Origin of the sequence: Pseudomonas cucumis (assembly GCF_030687935.1) — a bacterium.
In the GTDB taxonomy this organism is placed as follows: domain Bacteria; phylum Pseudomonadota; class Gammaproteobacteria; order Pseudomonadales; family Pseudomonadaceae; genus Aquipseudomonas; species Aquipseudomonas cucumis.
The window spans coordinates 4,713,756-4,731,280 of record NZ_CP117454.1; the positions used below are offsets into that span (position 1 = coordinate 4,713,756).

Genomic DNA, 17,525 nt, shown 5'->3' on the forward strand with positions numbered 1-17,525 from the left:
ACAGAGGCCTCTGGAGAGGGCTTTCCGGGCATTAGCCTTTATGCCTGCCAAAGACTCATAAGTCTTTAATTAACAATGGAATGTGATCATGCATTGATCTAAATCAGATGATTGAACAGCGAACGAAACTAATCTGTTTTCTCTCTTCTCCTGCATTGGAGTCATGCAATGTCTGAATCCCCCGGAAAACTGAAACTCGGTGCACTCGTTGCGTTGGTTGTCGGCTCAATGATTGGTGGCGGGATTTTCTCTTTGCCCCAGAACATGGCCGCCAGTGCCGACGTCGGAGCCGTTCTTATCGGTTGGGCAATTACTGCGGTAGGGATGTTGACCCTGGCCTTCGTCTTCCAGACCCTCGCCAATCGAAAACCTGATCTGGACGGCGGTGTTTACGCCTACGCCAAGGCCGGTTTCGGCGACTACATGGGTTTCTCGTCCGCCTGGGGTTACTGGATCAGTGCCTGGCTGGGTAACGTCGGCTATTTCGTCTTGCTGTTCAGCACGCTTGGCTATTTCTTCCCCATTTTTGGCGAGGGGAATACTTTAGCTTCGGTGATCGGTGCGTCGGTGCTGCTCTGGGGTGTGCATTTCCTGGTATTGCGCGGCATCAAGGAAGCAGCGTTCATCAACCTGGTGACCACCGTCGCCAAAGTCGTACCGCTGCTGCTGTTCGTCCTGATCGCGGTGTTCGCGTTCAAACTGGACATCTTCACCGCCGACATCTGGGGCCTGAAAAACCCGGACCTGGGCAGCGTGATGAATCAGGTGCGCAACATGATGCTGGTCACCGTGTGGGTGTTCATCGGCATCGAAGGCGCGAGCATTTTCTCGGCCCGTGCGGAAAAACGCAGCGACGTGGGTAAAGCCACCGTCATCGGGTTCATCACCGTGCTGCTGTTCCTGGTGCTGGTGAATGTGCTGTCGCTCGGGATCATGACCCAACCGGAACTGGCAAAACTGCAGAACCCGTCCATGGCCGCGGTGCTGGAACACGTGGTCGGTCATTGGGGCGCGGTGCTGATCAGCGTCGGCCTGATCATCTCGCTGCTCGGTGCGCTGCTGTCGTGGGTATTGCTGTGTGCGGAAATCATGTTTGCCGCCGCCAAGGACCACACCATGCCGGCGTTTTTGCGCAAGGAAAACACCAAACAGGTACCGGTCAACGCCTTGTGGCTGACCAACGCCATGGTCCAGTTGTTTCTGATCATCACGCTGTTCTCGGCCAGCACTTACCTGTCGCTGATCTACCTCGCCACCTCGATGATTCTGGTGCCGTACCTGTGGTCGGCGGCTTACGCGCTGCTGCTGGCGGTGCGCGGCGAGAGTTATGAGAACGCTTTGGCCGAGCGCAGGAAAGACCTGTTCATCGGCGCCGTCGCGTTGATTTACGCGGTCTGGCTGATCTATGCCGGCGGCGTCAAATACCTGCTGCTCTCCGCCCTGCTCTATGCGCCCGGCGTGATCCTGTTCGCCAAAGCCAAACTTGAAGTCAACAAACCGGTTTTCACCAACGTCGAGAAGCTGATTTTCGCAGCGGTCATCGTGGGCGCCCTGGTGGCAGCTTACGGGCTGTATGACGGCTTCCTGACTCTATAACGCCCGACTCATTTGTCATCTGGAGGATCACTGTAATGACCACCGAAAAAGTTAAGTACGGCGTCCATTCCGAAGCCGGCAAACTGCGCAAAGTCATGGTTTGCTCCCCCGGCCTGGCCCACCAGCGGCTGACCCCGAACAACTGCGATGAACTGCTTTTCGACGATGTACTGTGGGTTGCTCAAGCCAAGCGTGACCATTTCGACTTCGTCACTAAAATGCGCGAGCGCAACGTCGACGTGCTGGAAATGCACAACCTGCTGACCGACATCGTGGCGATTCCTGAAGCCCTCGACTGGATCCTGGAGCGCAAGATCACCGCCAATTCGGTGGGCCTGGGCCTGGTCAACGAAACAGCTTCCTGGCTGCGTAGCCTGGAGCCGCGCAAGATCGCTGAATTCCTGATTGGCGGCGTCTCCGCCGATGACTTGCCGGACAGCTTCGGCGGCAAGACCATTCAGATGTTCCGCGAATATCTCGGTCACTCAAGCTTCATTCTGCCGCCGCTGCCCAACACCCAGTTCACCCGCGACACCACCTGCTGGATCTACGGTGGCGTGACGTTGAACCCGATGTATTGGCCGGCACGTCGTCAGGAAACCCTGCTGACCACCGCCATCTACAAATTCCACCCGCAATTCACCAACGCCGACTTCCAGATCTGGTACGGCGATCCGGACCAGGACCATGGCAGCGCCACCCTTGAGGGCGGCGACGTGATGCCGATCGGCAATGGCGTGGTATTGATCGGCATGGGCGAGCGCTCGTCCCGCCAGGCCATCGGTCAATTGGCGGTCAACCTGTTCAAGAATAAAGCGGTCGAACGGGTGATCGTCGCCGGCCTGCCCAAGTCACGCGCAGCGATGCACCTGGACACCGTGTTCAGCTTCTGCGACCGCGACCTGGTGACCATTTTCCCGGAAGTGGTGAACCAGATCGTCGCCTTCAGCGTGCGCCCTGATGAAAGCAAACCGGGCGGTGTCGACATTCGCCGCGAAGAAACCAGCTTCCTCGACACCGTGGCCAAGGCCCTCAACCTGAAAGCGCTGCGCGTCGTCGAAACCGGCGGCAACAGCTTCGCCGCCGAACGCGAGCAATGGGACGACGGCAACAACGTGGTGGCGGTGGAACCCGGGGTGGTGATCGGCTACGACCGCAACACCTATACCAACACCTTGTTGCGCAAGGCCGGTGTGGAAGTCATCACCATCAGCGCCAGTGAACTCGGTCGCGGGCGTGGCGGCGGCCACTGCATGACCTGCCCGATCATTCGTGACCCTATCGATTATTAACTTTCGAGCCTTGGCCGATGCTTATCCAGCACGGCCGAGGGGATAACCGAAACCCAAGGAGATCCAATCATGGCTTTCAACATGCGCAACCGCAGCCTGCTGAGTTTGATGCACCACACCACTCGCGAGCTGCATTACCTGCTGGACCTGTCCCGGGACCTGAAACGCGCCAAATACACCGGCACCGAGCGGCCACACCTGCAAGGCAAAAACATCGCGCTGATCTTCGAAAAAACCTCGACCCGCACACGGTGCGCCTTCGAAGTCGCGGCCCACGACCAGGGCGCTCACGTCACCTACATCGACCCGGTGTCATCACAGATCGGCCACAAGGAAAGCATGAAAGACACTGCCCGCGTGCTCGGGCGGATGTTCGACGCCATTGAGTACCGCGGCTTCGAACAGGAAATTGTCGAAGAGCTGGCGAAGTTCGCCGGTGTGCCGGTGTTCAACGGTTTGACCGCCGAATTCCACCCGACGCAAATGATCGCCGACACCCTGACCATGCGTGAACACAGCGACAAACCGCTGCACGACATCAGCTACGCCTACCTCGGCGATGCCCGCTACAACATGGGCAACTCGCTGTTGATGATCGGCGCCAAACTCGGCATGGACGTACGCATCGCCGCGCCGAAAGCACTGTGGCCACATCAGGACTTCATCGATCAGTGCAAAGCCTTCGCCGAGGAAAGCGGCGCGCGCATCACCATCACCGAAGACCCGAAAGAAGCGGTCAAGGGCGTGGACTTCATCCACACCGACATCTGGGTGTCGATGGGTGAGCCGGTGGAAGCGTGGGACGAGCGCATCGAACAGCTGCTGCCCTACCAGGTCAACGCCGACATGATGAAGGCCTCGGGCAATCCGCGCGTGAAATTCATGCACTGCCTGCCGGCGTTTCACAACAGCGAAACCAAGGTCGGCAAAGACATCGCGGCGCGCTATCCGCACTTGGCCAACGGCGTCGAAGTGACGGAAGAAGTCTTCGAGTCGCCGGCCAACATCGCCTTCGAGCAAGCGGAAAACCGCATGCACACCATCAAGGCGATCCTGGTGTCGGCGCTGGCGGATATCTAAAGACTGACGCGGTGATCGTTCCCACGCTCTCCGCTGATCGTTCCCACGCTCTGCGTGGGCCATCCGGTGACGCTCCGCGTCACATGGGACGCAGAGCGTCCCGGGCGGCATTCCCACGGGGACCGTGGGAACGATCAGCGAGGGAACGATCATTGTGTTGTTCGTTCCCTCTCTGAAAGGATCTGCATTATGCGTATCGTCGTTGCTCTGGGCGGTAACGCCCTGCTCCGCCGGGGTGAACCCCTGACCGCGGACAACCAGCGCGCCAACATCCGAACCGCTACCGAACAGATCGCCAAAGTCCATCCCGGCAACCAACTGGTGATCGCTCACGGCAATGGTCCGCAGGTCGGCCTGCTGTCGCTGCAAGCGGCGGCCTACACCCAGGTTTCCCCTTACCCGCTGGACGTGCTCGGTGCCGAAACCGAAGGCATGATCGGCTACATCATTGAACAGGAACTGGGCAACCTGCTGGACTTCGAAGTCCCGTTCGCCACCCTGCTGACCCAGGTCGAAGTCGACCCCAACGACCCGGCGTTCCAGGCCCCAAGCAAACCCATCGGCCCGGTCTACACCAAGGCCGAAGCGGAAAAACTCGCTGCCGAGAAAGGTTGGGCCATCGCCCCGGACGGCGACAAGTTCCGCCGCGTGGTCGCCAGCCCGAAACCCAAACGCATCTTCGAAATCCGCCCGATCAAGTGGCTGCTGGAAAAAGGCAGCATCGTGATCTGCGCCGGTGGCGGGGGCATCCCGACGATGTACGACGCCAACGGCAAACTGCAGGGCGTGGAAGCGGTGATCGACAAAGACCTGTGCTCGGCGCTGCTGGCCGAACAGCTTGAAAGTGATCTATTGGTGATCGCCACCGACGTCAGCGCGGCGTTCATCGACTTCGGCAAGCCCACCCAGAAAGCCATCGCCCAGGCTCACCCCGATGAGATGGAAAAACTCGGCTTCGCGGCCGGCTCCATGGGACCAAAGGTCCAGGCGGCCTGCGAGTTCGCCCGCCATACTGGAAAAACCGCGGTGATCGGTTCACTCTCGGACATCGAAGCGATCGTCCAGGGCAAGGCCGGCACGCGCATCAGCACGGCGACACCTGGCATAACTTACTTGTAAGGAGAGACGCCAATGGCAATGTTCGAGCCCGGTCATCTGCACATCGAGCGCCACGCGCTGACCCCGGATGATGTCAGCTACAACGTGCACCTCGACTATGAGGTCACGCAGGATCCCAAGAAAGGCAAAGGGATTCTGTTCACCATGCACGGCAGCATGCAAGGAAAGGATATGTCGGAGACCTTCTTTCTGCCCAAGGAGGAGGCTTACAACTTCGCCAACAACGTGACGAAAATCGCTGAGAAGTACGGAATCCCGAAGACACACAGCCAGATCGGCTCGATTCACAAGCATTACGATTTAATGTTTGAAGACATCCGCAAGCAGTTGGATATGAAATCCGGCGACCCGGTAAACCTCGAGAACTTCGAATAACCCAATTCCCCTGGATGAACGCTGTACCTGTGGGAGCGGGCTTGCCCGCGATTGCGGTTTAACATTCAACATTTATGTTGTCTGACACACCGCTATCGCGGGCAAGCCCGCTCCCACATTGGTTCGGTGTAACCCTGAAGTCCTGCGCAGGATTTCACCATTGGCCCTCCCCAAGGCATACTTGCCACCCTCCGCACTCCAGAACCCAACCGCCCCATGCGCATCCACGTCAGTTTCATCGACCGCGTCGGTATCACCCAGGAAGTCCTGGCTCTGCTCGGCGGGCGCAATCTCAATCTGGATGCAGTGGAGATGGTGCCGCCCAACGTCTACATCGACGCCCCGACTTTGAGCCCGCAGGTGCTCGAAGAGCTGCGCGATGCGCTGTTCAGCGTGCGCGGCGTGCAAGCGGTGACGGTAGTCGACATCCTTCCCGGCCAGCGCCGTCACTTGCAGCTCGATGCGTTGCTCGCCGCCATGACCGACCCGGTGCTGGCTCTGGACAGCGCCGGCAAGGTGCTGCTGGCCAACCCGGCATTGATTGCCCTGTACGGCCGCGAACCGGCCGGCGAAAGCATTAGCGAGCTGTTTGCTGACCCGGCGCTGCTCGACGCGTTGCTGGAGAACGGCTTTCGCCTGCCGCTGCGGGAGATCACCGTCAACGGTCAGACCCTGCTGCTGGACGCCACGCCGATCACCGACGCCGGTGCCCTGCTGACCCTGTATCAACCGAACCGCATCGGTGAGCGCCTCTCGGCACTGCACCACGACCACGCCGAAGGCTTCGATGCCCTGCTCGGTGAATCCCCGGCCATTCGGACGCTCAAGGCCCGCGCTCAACGGGTGGCGGCCCTTGATGCACCATTGCTGATCCAGGGCGAAACCGGCACCGGTAAAGAACTGGTGGCCCGCGCCTGCCACGCCATCAGCGCTCGCCACAGTTCGCCGTTCCTGGCCTTGAACTGCGCGGCATTGCCGGAAAACCTCGCCGAGAGCGAGCTGTTCGGCTACGCCCCCGGTGCCTTCACCGGCGCACAACGGGGCGGCAAACCGGGGCTGATGGAACTGGCCAACCAGGGCACGGTATTTCTCGACGAGATCGGTGAAATGTCGCCGTACTTGCAGGCGAAATTGCTGCGTTTTCTCAATGACGGTAGCTTCCGTCGAGTCGGTGGCGATCGTGAAGTGAAGGTCAATGTGCGGATCCTCAGCGCGACCCATCGCGATCTGGAAAAAATGGTCAGCGAAGGCGCCTTCCGCGAAGACCTGTTCTATCGGCTCAACGTGCTGAATGTCGAAGTCCCGCCCCTGCGCGAACGTGGCCAGGACATCCTGCTGCTGGCACGCTACTTCATGCAGCAGGCCTGCGCGCAGATCCAGCGCCCGGTCTGTCGCCTGGCGCCGGGCACTTATCCGGCGCTGCTGGGCAATCGCTGGCCGGGCAATGTGCGGCAATTGCAGAACGTAATCTTCCGCGCCGCTGCAATTTGCGAAAGCAGTCTGGTGGACATCGGCGACCTCGACATCGCCGGCACCTCCGTGGCACGCCAGAGTGATAGCGAGGTCGACAGCCTTGAACAGGCCATGGAAGAGTTCGAGAAAAACCTGCTGGAAAAGCTCTACGTCAGCTACCCCTCGACCCGCCAACTGGCCAGCCGCCTGCAAACCTCCCACACAGCGATTGCCCATCGGTTGCGTAAGTACGGCATACCCAACAAACCGTAAGGCTTCTGTATTGATCGTTCCCACGCTCTGGAATGCAGCCCGGGACGCTCCGCGTCCCAAAGCGGACGCAGAGCGTCCATTGAGGCATTCCCACGCGGAGCGTGGGAACGAGCACTCACTCAAAAACGACCTCCACCTGTACTGAAAGCGCTACAGTGGAACGATATCGCTACATCTTCTCCTGATCACCGCTGTGCAAGGCTTTGATCCACCTCAGCTTTTTTCTTCAGTCTGTGCTGTAGCGATTTCGCTACAGCCAGCCCTTCTCCGCCTTCCGCAAAAACAAATAACCAATTGATTTATAAAGAATAAATAACATTGGCCGCGATTTTGCTTAGTTTCTATAAAAAAGCAGCGTCCATAAAACAGGGCATTGCCCCAGCATTCAATCGCGTCCACCAGACGAGTCTGGCCCCCTTAGGAGTTTCCATGAGCGAGTTGCGTTTTACTGAAGATCACGAATGGCTGCGCACCGAAGCTGACGGCACCGTCACCGTCGGCATCACTGCTTTCGCACAGAACGCCTTGGGCGACGTGGTTTTCGTACAACTGCCTGAGCTGCAGTCCTACGACAAAGGCGCTGAAGCCGCCACCGTGGAATCGGTAAAAGCCGCCAGCGGCGTGTACATGCCACTCGACGGCGAAGTGCTGGAAGTGAACCCGGCGCTGGACAGCAGCCCTGAACTGGTCAACGAAGATCCGTTGGGCGAAGGCTGGTTCTTCCGCTTCCAGCCAACCGACGCCTCGGCTGTCGGCCAACTGCTGGATCAAGACGCTTATGACCGTCTGATTGCCCAAGCCTGAGGAGCACTGACATGACTCAAGTAAACCTCAGCACCGCCAACGAATTCATCGCGCGCCACATCGGCCCGCGTGCCGGCGATGAGCAAGCCATGCTCAACAGCCTGGGCTTTGATTCCCTGGAAGCCCTGAGCGCCAGCGTCATTCCCGACAGCATCAAGGGCACCAGCGTTCTCGGTCTGGAAGATGGCCTGAGTGAAGCGGATGCCCTGGCGCTGATCAAATCCATCGCCGGCAAAAACCAGTTGTTCAAGACCTACATCGGTCAGGGCTACTACGGTACTCACACGCCGTCGCCAATCCTGCGCAACCTGCTGGAAAACCCGGCCTGGTACACCGCTTACACCCCGTACCAACCAGAAATTTCCCAAGGTCGTCTCGAAGCGCTGCTGAACTTCCAGACCCTGATCAGCGACCTGACCGGCCTGCCGATCGCCAACGCCTCCCTGCTGGACGAAGCCACCGCCGCCGCCGAAGCCATGACCTTCTGCAAACGCCTGAGCAAGAACAAAGGCAGCCACGCGTTCTTCGCCTCGGTACATTGCCACCCGCAAACCCTCGACGTGCTGCGCACCCGTGCCGAGCCGTTGGGCATCGACGTGGTGGTAGGCGATGAGCGCGAACTGACCGATGTCAGCGCATTCTTCGGTGCTTTGCTGCAATACCCGGCCAGCAACGGTGACGTGTTCGACTACCGCGAACTGACCGAGCGTTTCCACGCGGCTAATGCGCTGGTCGCAGTCGCGGCTGACCTGCTGGCCCTGACCGTGCTGACCCCGCCAGGCGAGTTCGGCGCCGACGTGGCCATCGGCAGCGCGCAACGCTTCGGCGTGCCGCTGGGCTTCGGTGGTCCGCACGCGGCCTACTTCTCCACCCGCGATGCGTTCAAGCGCGACATGCCGGGCCGTCTGGTCGGCGTTTCCGTAGACCGTTTCGGCAAGCCGGCCCTGCGCCTGGCCATGCAGACCCGCGAGCAACATATCCGCCGCGAGAAAGCCACCAGCAACATCTGCACCGCCCAAGTGCTGCTGGCCAACATCGCCAGCATGTACGCCGTGTACCACGGCCCGAAAGGCCTGACGCAGATCGCCCAGCGCATTCATCACCTGACCGCGATCCTCGCCAAAGGCTTGAGCGCATTGGGTCTGACCGTCGAGCAAACCAACTTCTTCGACACGCTGACGGTCAAGACCGGCGCGCAAACGGCTGCTTTGCACGACAAGGCGCGTGCTCAGAAGATCAATCTGCGTGTTGTAGATAGCGAGCGTCTGGGTCTGTCCCTCGACGAAACCACCAGCCAGGCTGACATTGAAACCCTGTGGAGCGTGCTGGCCGACGGCAAGGCACTGCCGGACTTCGCCGCCCTTGCCGCTTCGGTCGACAGCACCCTCCCGACCGCACTGGTTCGCCAATCGCCGATCCTCAGCCACCCGGTGTTCAACCGTTATCACTCGGAAACCGAGCTGATGCGCTACCTGCGCAAGCTCGCCGACAAGGACCTGGCCCTGGATCGCACCATGATCCCGCTGGGTTCCTGCACCATGAAACTCAACGCCGCCAGCGAAATGATCCCGGTGACTTGGGCTGAATTCGGTGGCCTGCATCCGTTCGCCCCGGCCGAGCAAAGCGCCGGCTATCAGCAGCTGACTGATGAACTGGAAGCGATGCTCTGCGCCGCCACCGGTTACGACTCGATCTCCCTGCAACCGAACGCCGGCTCCCAAGGTGAATACGCTGGCCTGCTGGCGATTCGCGCCTATCATCAGAGCCGTGGCGAAGACCGTCGCGACATCTGCCTGATCCCGTCGTCCGCCCACGGCACCAACCCGGCCACCGCCAACATGGCTGGCATGCGTGTGGTCGTGACCGCGTGCGATGCCCGCGGCAACGTCGACATCGAAGACCTGCGCGCCAAGGCCATCGAGCACCGCGAACACCTCGCCGCGCTGATGATCACTTACCCGTCGACCCACGGTGTGTTCGAAGAAGGCATCCGCGAAATCTGCGGCATCATTCATGACAACGGCGGCCAGGTTTACATCGACGGCGCCAACATGAACGCCATGGTCGGCCTCTGCGCACCGGGCAAGTTCGGCGGCGACGTGTCCCACCTGAACCTGCACAAAACCTTCTGCATTCCACACGGCGGTGGCGGCCCGGGCGTCGGCCCGATTGGCGTCAAGTCGCACCTGACCCCATTCCTGCCGGGCCACGCCCAGATGGAACGCAAGGAAGGCGCGGTCTGCGCGGCACCGTTCGGCAGCGCGAGCATTCTGCCGATCACCTGGATGTACATTCGAATGATGGGTGGCGCGGGTCTCAAGCGTGCTTCGCAACTGGCGATCCTGAATGCCAACTACATTTCCCGTCGCCTCGAAGAGCATTACCCAGTGTTGTACACCGGCAGCAATGGTCTGGTGGCGCACGAATGCATCCTCGACCTGCGTCCGTTGAAAGACAGCAGCGGCATCAGTGTCGATGACGTCGCCAAGCGCCTGATCGACTTCGGCTTCCACGCCCCGACCATGTCGTTCCCGGTGGCCGGCACATTGATGATCGAGCCGACCGAAAGCGAATCCAAGGAAGAACTGGACCGCTTCTGCGACGCCATGATCCGCATCCGCGAAGAAATCCGCGCAGTGGAAAACGGCACGCTGGACAAGGACGACAACCCGCTGAAAAACGCGCCGCACACCGCCGCGGAAATCGTCGGCGAGTGGACTCACCCGTACAGCCGCGAGCAAGCCGTTTACCCGGTCGCGTCGCTGATCGAAGGCAAGTACTGGCCGCCGGTCGGTCGCGTCGACAACGTCTTCGGCGATCGCAACCTGGTCTGCGCCTGCCCGTCGATCGAAAGCTACGCTTAAACAAATGAGGGCGGGTTTACTCGCCCCATTTTCAAGAACACCACAACCCCCTGTGGGAGCTGGCTTGCCTGCGATGGCGGTGGATCAGGCAACTGAGATGCTGACTGACCCACCGCCATCGCAGGCAAGCCAGCTCCCACAGGATCGTATTTAGTCAAAAAAATTTCGCCAATTCCTATAACAAGAAACCGGAGAACAACCATGTCGTTAAGCGTGTTCGACCTGTTCAAGATTGGCATCGGCCCCTCCAGCTCCCACACCGTAGGCCCGATGCGTGCCGCTGCGCGTTTCGCCGAAGGTCTGCGCCGTGAAGGGCTGCTGGCGGCAACCACCTGTGTCAAAGTCGAGCTCTACGGCTCGCTCGGCGCCACCGGCAAAGGCCACGGCAGCGACAAGGCTGTGTTGCTGGGCCTGGAAGGCGAACACCCGGACACCGTGGACACCGAAACCGTCGCCGCTCGCCTGCAAGAGATTCGTGGCAACGGTCGCTTGAACCTGCTCGGCGAACACAGCATTGCGTTCAACGAGAAAGAACACCTGGCGATGATTCGCAAACCGTTGGCCTATCACCCCAACGGCATGATCTTTCGCGCGTTCGATGCGGCTGGCCTGCAGATCCGCAGCCGCGAGTACTACTCGGTCGGTGGCGGATTCGTCGTCGATGAAGACGCCGCCGGTGCCGACCGCATCGTCGAAGACGCCACACCGCTGACCTTCCCGTTCAAAAGCGCCAAGGACCTGCTCGGTCACTGCACCACCTACGGTTTGTCCATCAGCCAAGTGATGCTGACCAACGAAAGTGCCTGGCGCCCGGAAGCGGAGACCCGTGCCGGTTTGCTGAAGATCTGGCAAGTGATGCAAGACTGCGTCACCGCCGGTTGCCGCAACGAAGGCATCCTGCCCGGTGGACTGAAGGTCAAACGCCGGGCCGCGGCGCTGCATCGGCAATTGTGCAACAACCCGGAATCATCGCTACGCGACCCGCTGTCGGTGCTGGACTGGGTCAACCTGTACGCCTTGGCGGTCAACGAAGAAAACGCCAACGGCGGACGCGTGGTCACCGCGCCCACCAACGGTGCAGCCGGAATCATCCCGGCGGTGCTGCATTACTACATGCGCTTCATCCCCGGCGCCAACGAAGATGGCGTCGTGCGCTTTCTACTGACGGCCGCCGCGATTGGCATTCTGTACAAGGAAAACGCCTCGATCTCCGGTGCCGAAGTCGGCTGTCAGGGCGAGGTGGGCGTCGCCTGTTCCATGGCCGCCGGCGCCTTGTGTGAAGTGCTGGGCGGCACGGTGCAGCAGGTGGAAAACGCGGCCGAAATCGGCATGGAACACAACCTCGGCCTGACCTGCGACCCGATTGGCGGGCTGGTGCAAGTACCTTGCATCGAGCGCAACGCCATGGGCTCGGTCAAAGCCATCAATGCAGTGCGCATGGCCTTGCGCGGCGACGGTCAGCACTTCGTCTCCCTCGACAAAGTCATCCGCACCATGCGCCAGACCGGCGCCGACATGAAAAGCAAATACAAGGAAACCGCCCGTGGCGGTTTGGCGGTCAACATTATCGAGTGCTGATGCGCGCATCTGCACTATTTTCAGGAGCTGGATATGTCCACCGAACAATTGTTGAAAACCCCGTTGCACGCACTGCACCTCGAACTCGGCGCCCGCATGGTGCCGTTTGCCGGCTATGACATGCCGGTGCAATACCCGATGGGCGTGATGAAAGAACACCAGCACACCCGTGATCAGGCCGGGCTGTTCGATGTTTCGCACATGGGCCAGATCCGCCTGACCGGCGCCAACGCGGCCCAAGCCCTGGAAACCCTGGTGCCGGTGGACATCATCGACCTGCCGGTGGGCATGCAGCGCTACGCGATGTTCACCAACGAGACCGGCGGCATCCTCGACGACCTGATGGTCGCCAACCTCGGTAACGACGAACTGTTCCTGGTGGTCAACGCGGCCTGCAAGGACCAGGACCTGGCGCACCTGCGCAAGCACATCGGCGGCCAATGCACGATCGAGCCACTGTTCGAAGAGCGCGCGTTGCTGGCTCTGCAAGGCCCGGCCGCTGTCACCGTGCTCGCACGCCTGGCGCCGGAAGTTGCGAAGATGACCTTCATGCAGTTCGCCCGCGTGAAGCTGTTGGGCGTGGACTGCTTTGTCAGCCGTTCGGGCTACACCGGTGAAGACGGTTTCGAAATCTCCGTACCAGCGGCCAATGCCGAAGCCCTGGCGCGTGCCCTGCTGGCCGAACCGGAAGTAGCGGCCATCGGCCTCGGTGCTCGCGACTCCCTGCGCCTGGAAGCCGGCCTGTGTCTCTACGGCCACGACATGAATACCGAAACCACTCCAATCGAAGCGAGCCTGCTGTGGGCCATCTCCAAGCCTCGACGTGCCGATGGCGCGCGGGCCGGCGGCTTCCCTGGCGCTGAAACCGTGTTCGCCCAACAGCAAGCCGGTGTCAGCCGCAAACGCGTTGGCCTGCTGCCGCAGGAACGCACACCAGTGCGCGAAGGTGCAGAGATCGTCAACGATGCCGGCGACATCATCGGCAGCGTGTGCAGTGGCGGCTTCGGTCCGACCCTTGGCGGTCCTTTGGCCATGGGTTACCTCGACAGCGCTTACATCGGTCTGGATACGCCGGTTTGGGCAATTGTTCGTGGGAAAAAGGTGCCTTTGCTTGTAAGCAAAATGCCATTTGTTCCACAACGCTACTATCGCGGTTGATTGACTGTTTCTATAAGTAACGCGGCTGCGTTAACAGTGCACTAATCTGTAACGCAGCCGCCATAAAACAGTGCGTACGTTTCGTTTATGAACGTTACTTATAACGATTGAAAACAACTGAACAACTCTGTCAAAAAAGCCCGCGCTAGTGTGACCAACCCGAGGAAATACGGGCCTTCGCAGGGCTTGTTTTTTCTCCCGTGGTTGGCGTAGAGTTTGTTCACTGTGTTTGCATGGGTCGCTTGGAATCGTGACCTGGGCAGTAGCCTACAAGTTAGCTACATCCCGTTCGACGCCTTCTTACTCTCCTGCAACCAGCCCCAGTACTCTTTCACCAGAAGGAGGCTGTCATTCATTTTTTGCGTCAAAGGAAATAAGAAATGTCCCAACGTCAGAGCGGTACCGTCAAGTGGTTTAACGACGAGAAAGGTTTTGGTTTTATCACTCCAGAAAGCGGTCCGGATCTGTTCGTACATTTCCGCGCTATTCAGGGCAACGGCTTCAAGAGCCTGAAAGAAGGCCAGAAAGTGACTTTCGTTGCTGTGCAAGGCCAGAAAGGCATGCAGGCTGACGAAGTACAAGCAGAAGCCTGATCTTCTGTAACGAAAAAGCCCCTGATACTGATATCAGGGGCTTTTTTGTGCGCGTAAATCCGTAAAATGGCTTCTTTTTCCGTTCAGAGGCTGCCATGTCGAAACACCTGCTCTACCCACAGGGCGACTTCCCCGCCGTCGGCCTGGGGCGTCGTCTGGCAGCGATGTTCTACGACTTTCTGTTATGCACCGCCCTGCTGATCGTCACCAGCGGCATTTACAAGATGATTCAGATGGCGATCATCGGCGAAGGCCAAATGCGCGCCTTGACTGAAGCCGGCGCGCTGGACGGTGATCCGCTGCTGTCGACGGTGCTGTTGTTCGTGCTGTTCGGCTTCTTCGCCAAGTTCTGGACCTGGTCGGGGCAGACGCTGGGCATGCAGGTCTGGGGCATCCGCGTGCAAAACGCCGATGGCTCATCCATCAGCCTGTGGCAGGCGCTGTTGCGCTTTGTGGTGTCGATCGCGTCCTGGCTATGCCTGGGGCTGGGGTTCTTCTGGTCGCTGTTCGACAAGCAGAAGCGCAGCTGGCATGACATCTATTCCAATACACAGCTTGTACGGATCCCAAAGAAAACCAAGTAATTGCGCCGTATGAAAATCACTGTGAGAGCGGGCTTGCTCGCGAAATCGGTGTGTCAGACAACATCAATGTTGAATGACATGCCCTCTTCGCGAGCAGGCTCGCTCCCACAGTTTTTGCGGCTTAACTGACAGCTCTCAAGCGTTCCCCACCAACTTCATCCGCGCCGCCTGCGTGAAATCAAGCATCCGCTTCAACGGCCGCACCGCCTGCGGAATCAACGCCGGATCAACGAAGATCTCGTTGGTCCCCTCGCGCAAGCTCTTCAGCGTGCGCTCAAGCGTGTTCATCGCCATCCACGGGCAATGCGCGCAACTGCGGCAGGCCGCGCCGTTACCGGCCGTTGGCGCTTCGATAAAGACCTTGTCCGGGCACAGCTGCTGCATCTTGTAGAAGATGCCACGGTCAGTGGCCACGATCAGGGTCTTGTTTGGCAGACTTTGCGCAGCAGCGATCAGCTGACTGGTGGAACCCACCGCGTCGGCCAACTCGATAACGGCGGTCGGCGACTCCGGGTGCACCAGAATGGCCGCATCCGGGTACAGCGCTTTCATGTCTTCGAGCTGCTTGGCCTTGAACTCTTCATGGACGATGCAGGCACCGTCCCACAGCAGCATGTCGGCACCGGTCTTGCGCTGGATGTAAGTGCCCAGGTGTTTGTCCGGGGCCCAGATGATGGTTTCGCCGTTATCCATCAGGCTTTCGACGATTTCCAGTGCACAGCTGGAAGTCACTACCCAATCCGCCCGGGCTTTGACCGCCGCCGAGGTGTTGGCATACACCACCACCGTACGTTCCGGATGCTGGTCGCAGAACGCCGAGAACTCGTCCACCGGGCAACCCAGGTCCAGCGAGCAGGTCGCTTCCAGAGTCGGCATCAGCACGCGTTTTTCAGGGTTGAGGATTTTCGCGGTTTCGCCCATGAATTTTACGCCGGCGACCACCACGGTCTTGGCCGGGTGGGCATTGCCGAAGCGGGCCATCTCCAGAGAGTCGGAGACGCAACCACCGGTTTCTTCGGCCAGGGCCTGAATGACGGGATCGCAATAGAAGTGGGCAACCAGCACTGCGTCCTGAGCCTTGAGCTCGGCAGCGATGGCAGTACGGTAATAAGCCTCTTCCTCGGCCGTCAGCGGCTTGGGCTGCTTGGCGTCGAGGTGGGCTTGAACCAGAAGGCGTTCGGAAATCTGCGTCATGTTCGCAAGACCTGCAGGCGCTTTCGCGCGAAAGTCGAGTATACACCCGGCTCTGGACCCTTCAGGGTACCGCCGGGAGAGTGAGTGTTCATCAGGCGTGGATAGCGTTGAAGATGCGCAAGGCTACAGAATATCCCCGAGATGCAAAAGACCATTCTGACCTGCGTCACGCGGTGCAGCATCCAGCTTGAGCCAGACATAAATCGCGGGCAAAAAAAAAACCGAAAATCCTCACTTGCGTGGGCCTTCCATTTTTTTTGGGGGTGTTCGGGATTCGAACCTATGACCAACTGGCTAGAAGACAATTGGACTACTGGATTGCAGGAAGCCCCATAAAATGCCGTAAAAGCATGGCCTTGCAGCCTCTGCTCACATTAGAGGCTTCTTTCAGCCATTTCGACCAAAGGCGGCACTGGTGAAACCACGAACGCGGTCCACCTCTTGCTCAGGGTTGAATCAGGCCGGCATTTATAGCGAGCAGCACCGCAGCGCGGCGAGACGTCACACCAAATTTGCGGATGACTTTTCCTATATGAAAATTGATATTGGCTTCAGCGCAGTTAAAAATTGCCGATATCTCCCAACTGGTCTTGCCTTTGGAACACCATCGCAGGATTTCTCTTTCTTGCTCGGTCAAACTAAAGGTGCCTTGTGAAGCTGAATCGAAGACAAAGGATGCAGCACTTTGAAGTGCTATATCTTTTAACAAGGCAAGATTAGAGATCTCTTGAGAAATATGAGAACGGGCGATGGCTGTCGTTTCTGCATCAGACAGAAACTAAACACGCCAAATTCTCCACGAGCCCCGTGCATCGGCAAGGAAACGCCATGGATAAGTCCATGTGAATGGGGACGTGACTAGTAAAACTGATAGTGGTGTCGCATTACCTTTCAAGAGGACAATGAGTGCTGTACATCACGGAGGGATCAAATGTTTATCGAAATCGCACGACGCGAGCACTTGAACACACAGCGCCTTGATGGAATGCACCAGTTGCGGGCACACATTTTCAAAGACAAAAAAATTGGGATGTCCACGTCATTGATAACAAAGAGGTCGACGAATACGACAGTCTCAACCCTTATTACCTGTTGATCAGTCAGTATACGGGGGACGAGGTTATCGGTTGCTGGCGGATTCTAGAAACCGTCGGCCCTACATGCTCAAAGATACTTTCCCTGAATTGCTCCACGGTAAGCCGCTCCGCAAAATATTCAAACGCTTGAACTCAGCCGCTTTGTCGTTCGCGCCCAACGTCCAGGCAATTCGACTTTCTCAGACATCACGCTGCAAGCAATCAGGGAAGTCGTCAGATTTTCGTTAAACCGGCAAGCACATCAGCTGCTCACTGTAACCACTGTGGGCGTTGAACGGATGCTGAAGAAAACAGGCATATCCATGACCCGCTTTGGCCCTTCATTGCGCATCGGTATCGAACAGGCCGTAGCCCTTAATATTAACCTTGACGAGAAAACCCTGCAGGCGCTGTTCGGCGCATCAGGTGTTCGGCCGAGTCATTAGCCTGTATGGGTGACAACCCGTGCGCAAACGCTTCAACTCTA

Annotated in this window: 17 protein-coding genes; 14 read left to right on the forward strand and 3 right to left on the reverse strand. The window is 59.0% G+C overall.

Annotation, left to right across the window (positions count from 1 at the left end; translation table 11 throughout):
* Positions 1-168: 168 nt before the first annotated feature.
* The 12 genes from arcD (at position 169) to PSH97_RS21415 (ending at position 14,768) form a co-directional block, all read left to right on the forward strand.
* Positions 169-1,596, forward strand: a complete 1,428-nt coding sequence (gene arcD, locus PSH97_RS21360; RefSeq protein WP_305446598.1) for an arginine-ornithine antiporter — start codon at positions 169-171, stop codon at positions 1,594-1,596.
* 35 nt (positions 1,597-1,631) lie between these two features.
* Complete coding sequence (arcA, locus tag PSH97_RS21365; RefSeq protein WP_305446599.1) at positions 1,632-2,888, forward strand: arginine deiminase; 1,257 nt, start codon at positions 1,632-1,634, stop codon at positions 2,886-2,888.
* 69 nt (positions 2,889-2,957) lie between these two features.
* Positions 2,958-3,968: an ornithine carbamoyltransferase gene (locus PSH97_RS21370; RefSeq protein WP_305446600.1), complete on the forward strand. Its 1,011-nt coding sequence runs from the start codon at positions 2,958-2,960 to the stop codon at positions 3,966-3,968.
* Between the two features lie 189 nt (positions 3,969-4,157).
* The gene (arcC, locus tag PSH97_RS21375) at positions 4,158-5,087 is read left to right on the forward strand and encodes a carbamate kinase (protein WP_305446601.1); all 930 of its coding nucleotides are present in this window, start codon (positions 4,158-4,160) and stop codon (positions 5,085-5,087) included.
* Between the two features lie 12 nt (positions 5,088-5,099).
* Entirely contained in the window at positions 5,100-5,462 is a 363-nt protein-coding gene (locus tag PSH97_RS21380; protein ID WP_305446602.1) for a DUF5064 family protein, read from the forward strand.
* 216 nt (positions 5,463-5,678) lie between these two features.
* Positions 5,679-7,187, forward strand: coding sequence for a sigma-54-dependent transcriptional regulator (locus tag PSH97_RS21385; RefSeq protein WP_305446603.1), 1,509 nt, complete (start codon positions 5,679-5,681; stop codon positions 7,185-7,187).
* A gap of 429 nt (positions 7,188-7,616) precedes the next feature.
* The gene (gene gcvH / locus PSH97_RS21390; RefSeq protein WP_030131840.1) at positions 7,617-7,991 is read left to right on the forward strand and encodes a glycine cleavage system protein GcvH; all 375 of its coding nucleotides are present in this window, start codon (positions 7,617-7,619) and stop codon (positions 7,989-7,991) included.
* A gap of 11 nt (positions 7,992-8,002) precedes the next feature.
* Positions 8,003-10,855, forward strand: coding sequence for an aminomethyl-transferring glycine dehydrogenase (gene gcvP, locus PSH97_RS21395; protein WP_305446604.1), 2,853 nt, complete (start codon positions 8,003-8,005; stop codon positions 10,853-10,855).
* Positions 10,856-11,056: 201 nt separating this feature from the next.
* Complete coding sequence (locus tag PSH97_RS21400) at positions 11,057-12,433, forward strand: L-serine ammonia-lyase (protein WP_305446605.1); 1,377 nt, start codon at positions 11,057-11,059, stop codon at positions 12,431-12,433.
* Between the two features lie 33 nt (positions 12,434-12,466).
* Positions 12,467-13,591, forward strand: a complete 1,125-nt coding sequence (gcvT, locus tag PSH97_RS21405; RefSeq protein WP_305446606.1) for a glycine cleavage system aminomethyltransferase GcvT — start codon at positions 12,467-12,469, stop codon at positions 13,589-13,591.
* A gap of 380 nt (positions 13,592-13,971) precedes the next feature.
* Complete coding sequence (locus PSH97_RS21410; protein WP_003175786.1) at positions 13,972-14,184, forward strand: cold-shock protein; 213 nt, start codon at positions 13,972-13,974, stop codon at positions 14,182-14,184.
* A 95-nt stretch (positions 14,185-14,279) separates the two neighbouring features.
* Complete coding sequence (locus PSH97_RS21415; protein WP_007903319.1) at positions 14,280-14,768, forward strand: RDD family protein; 489 nt, start codon at positions 14,280-14,282, stop codon at positions 14,766-14,768.
* A 135-nt stretch (positions 14,769-14,903) separates the two neighbouring features.
* Here PSH97_RS21415 and nadA read toward each other — a convergent pair whose 3' ends face one another.
* The 3 genes from nadA to PSH97_RS28640 all read right to left on the reverse strand — a co-directional run bounded on the left by nadA (position 14,904) and on the right by PSH97_RS28640 (position 16,775).
* Complete coding sequence (gene nadA / locus PSH97_RS21420; RefSeq protein ID WP_305446607.1) at positions 14,904-15,962, reverse strand: quinolinate synthase NadA; 1,059 nt, start codon at positions 15,960-15,962, stop codon at positions 14,904-14,906.
* Between the two features lie 445 nt (positions 15,963-16,407).
* Positions 16,408-16,599, reverse strand: a complete 192-nt coding sequence (locus PSH97_RS21425; protein WP_305446608.1) for a LuxR family transcriptional regulator — start codon at positions 16,597-16,599, stop codon at positions 16,408-16,410.
* A 65-nt stretch (positions 16,600-16,664) separates the two neighbouring features.
* A complete protein-coding gene (locus PSH97_RS28640) occupies positions 16,665-16,775 on the reverse strand; it encodes a hypothetical protein (RefSeq protein ID WP_407682189.1) in 111 nt (36 codons plus the stop codon).
* A gap of 228 nt (positions 16,776-17,003) precedes the next feature.
* Between PSH97_RS28640 and PSH97_RS21430 the strand changes: the two genes are divergently transcribed.
* Complete coding sequence (locus tag PSH97_RS21430; protein ID WP_305449844.1) at positions 17,004-17,189, forward strand: acyl-homoserine-lactone synthase; 186 nt, start codon at positions 17,004-17,006, stop codon at positions 17,187-17,189.
* Positions 17,176-17,484 carry an acyl-homoserine-lactone synthase gene (locus PSH97_RS21435; protein ID WP_305449845.1) on the forward strand — a complete coding sequence of 103 codons (309 nt, stop codon included), beginning with the start codon at positions 17,176-17,178 and terminating at the stop codon, positions 17,482-17,484. The genes PSH97_RS21430 and PSH97_RS21435 overlap by 14 nt, the downstream gene beginning before the upstream one ends.
* Positions 17,485-17,525: the final 41 nt, after the last annotated feature.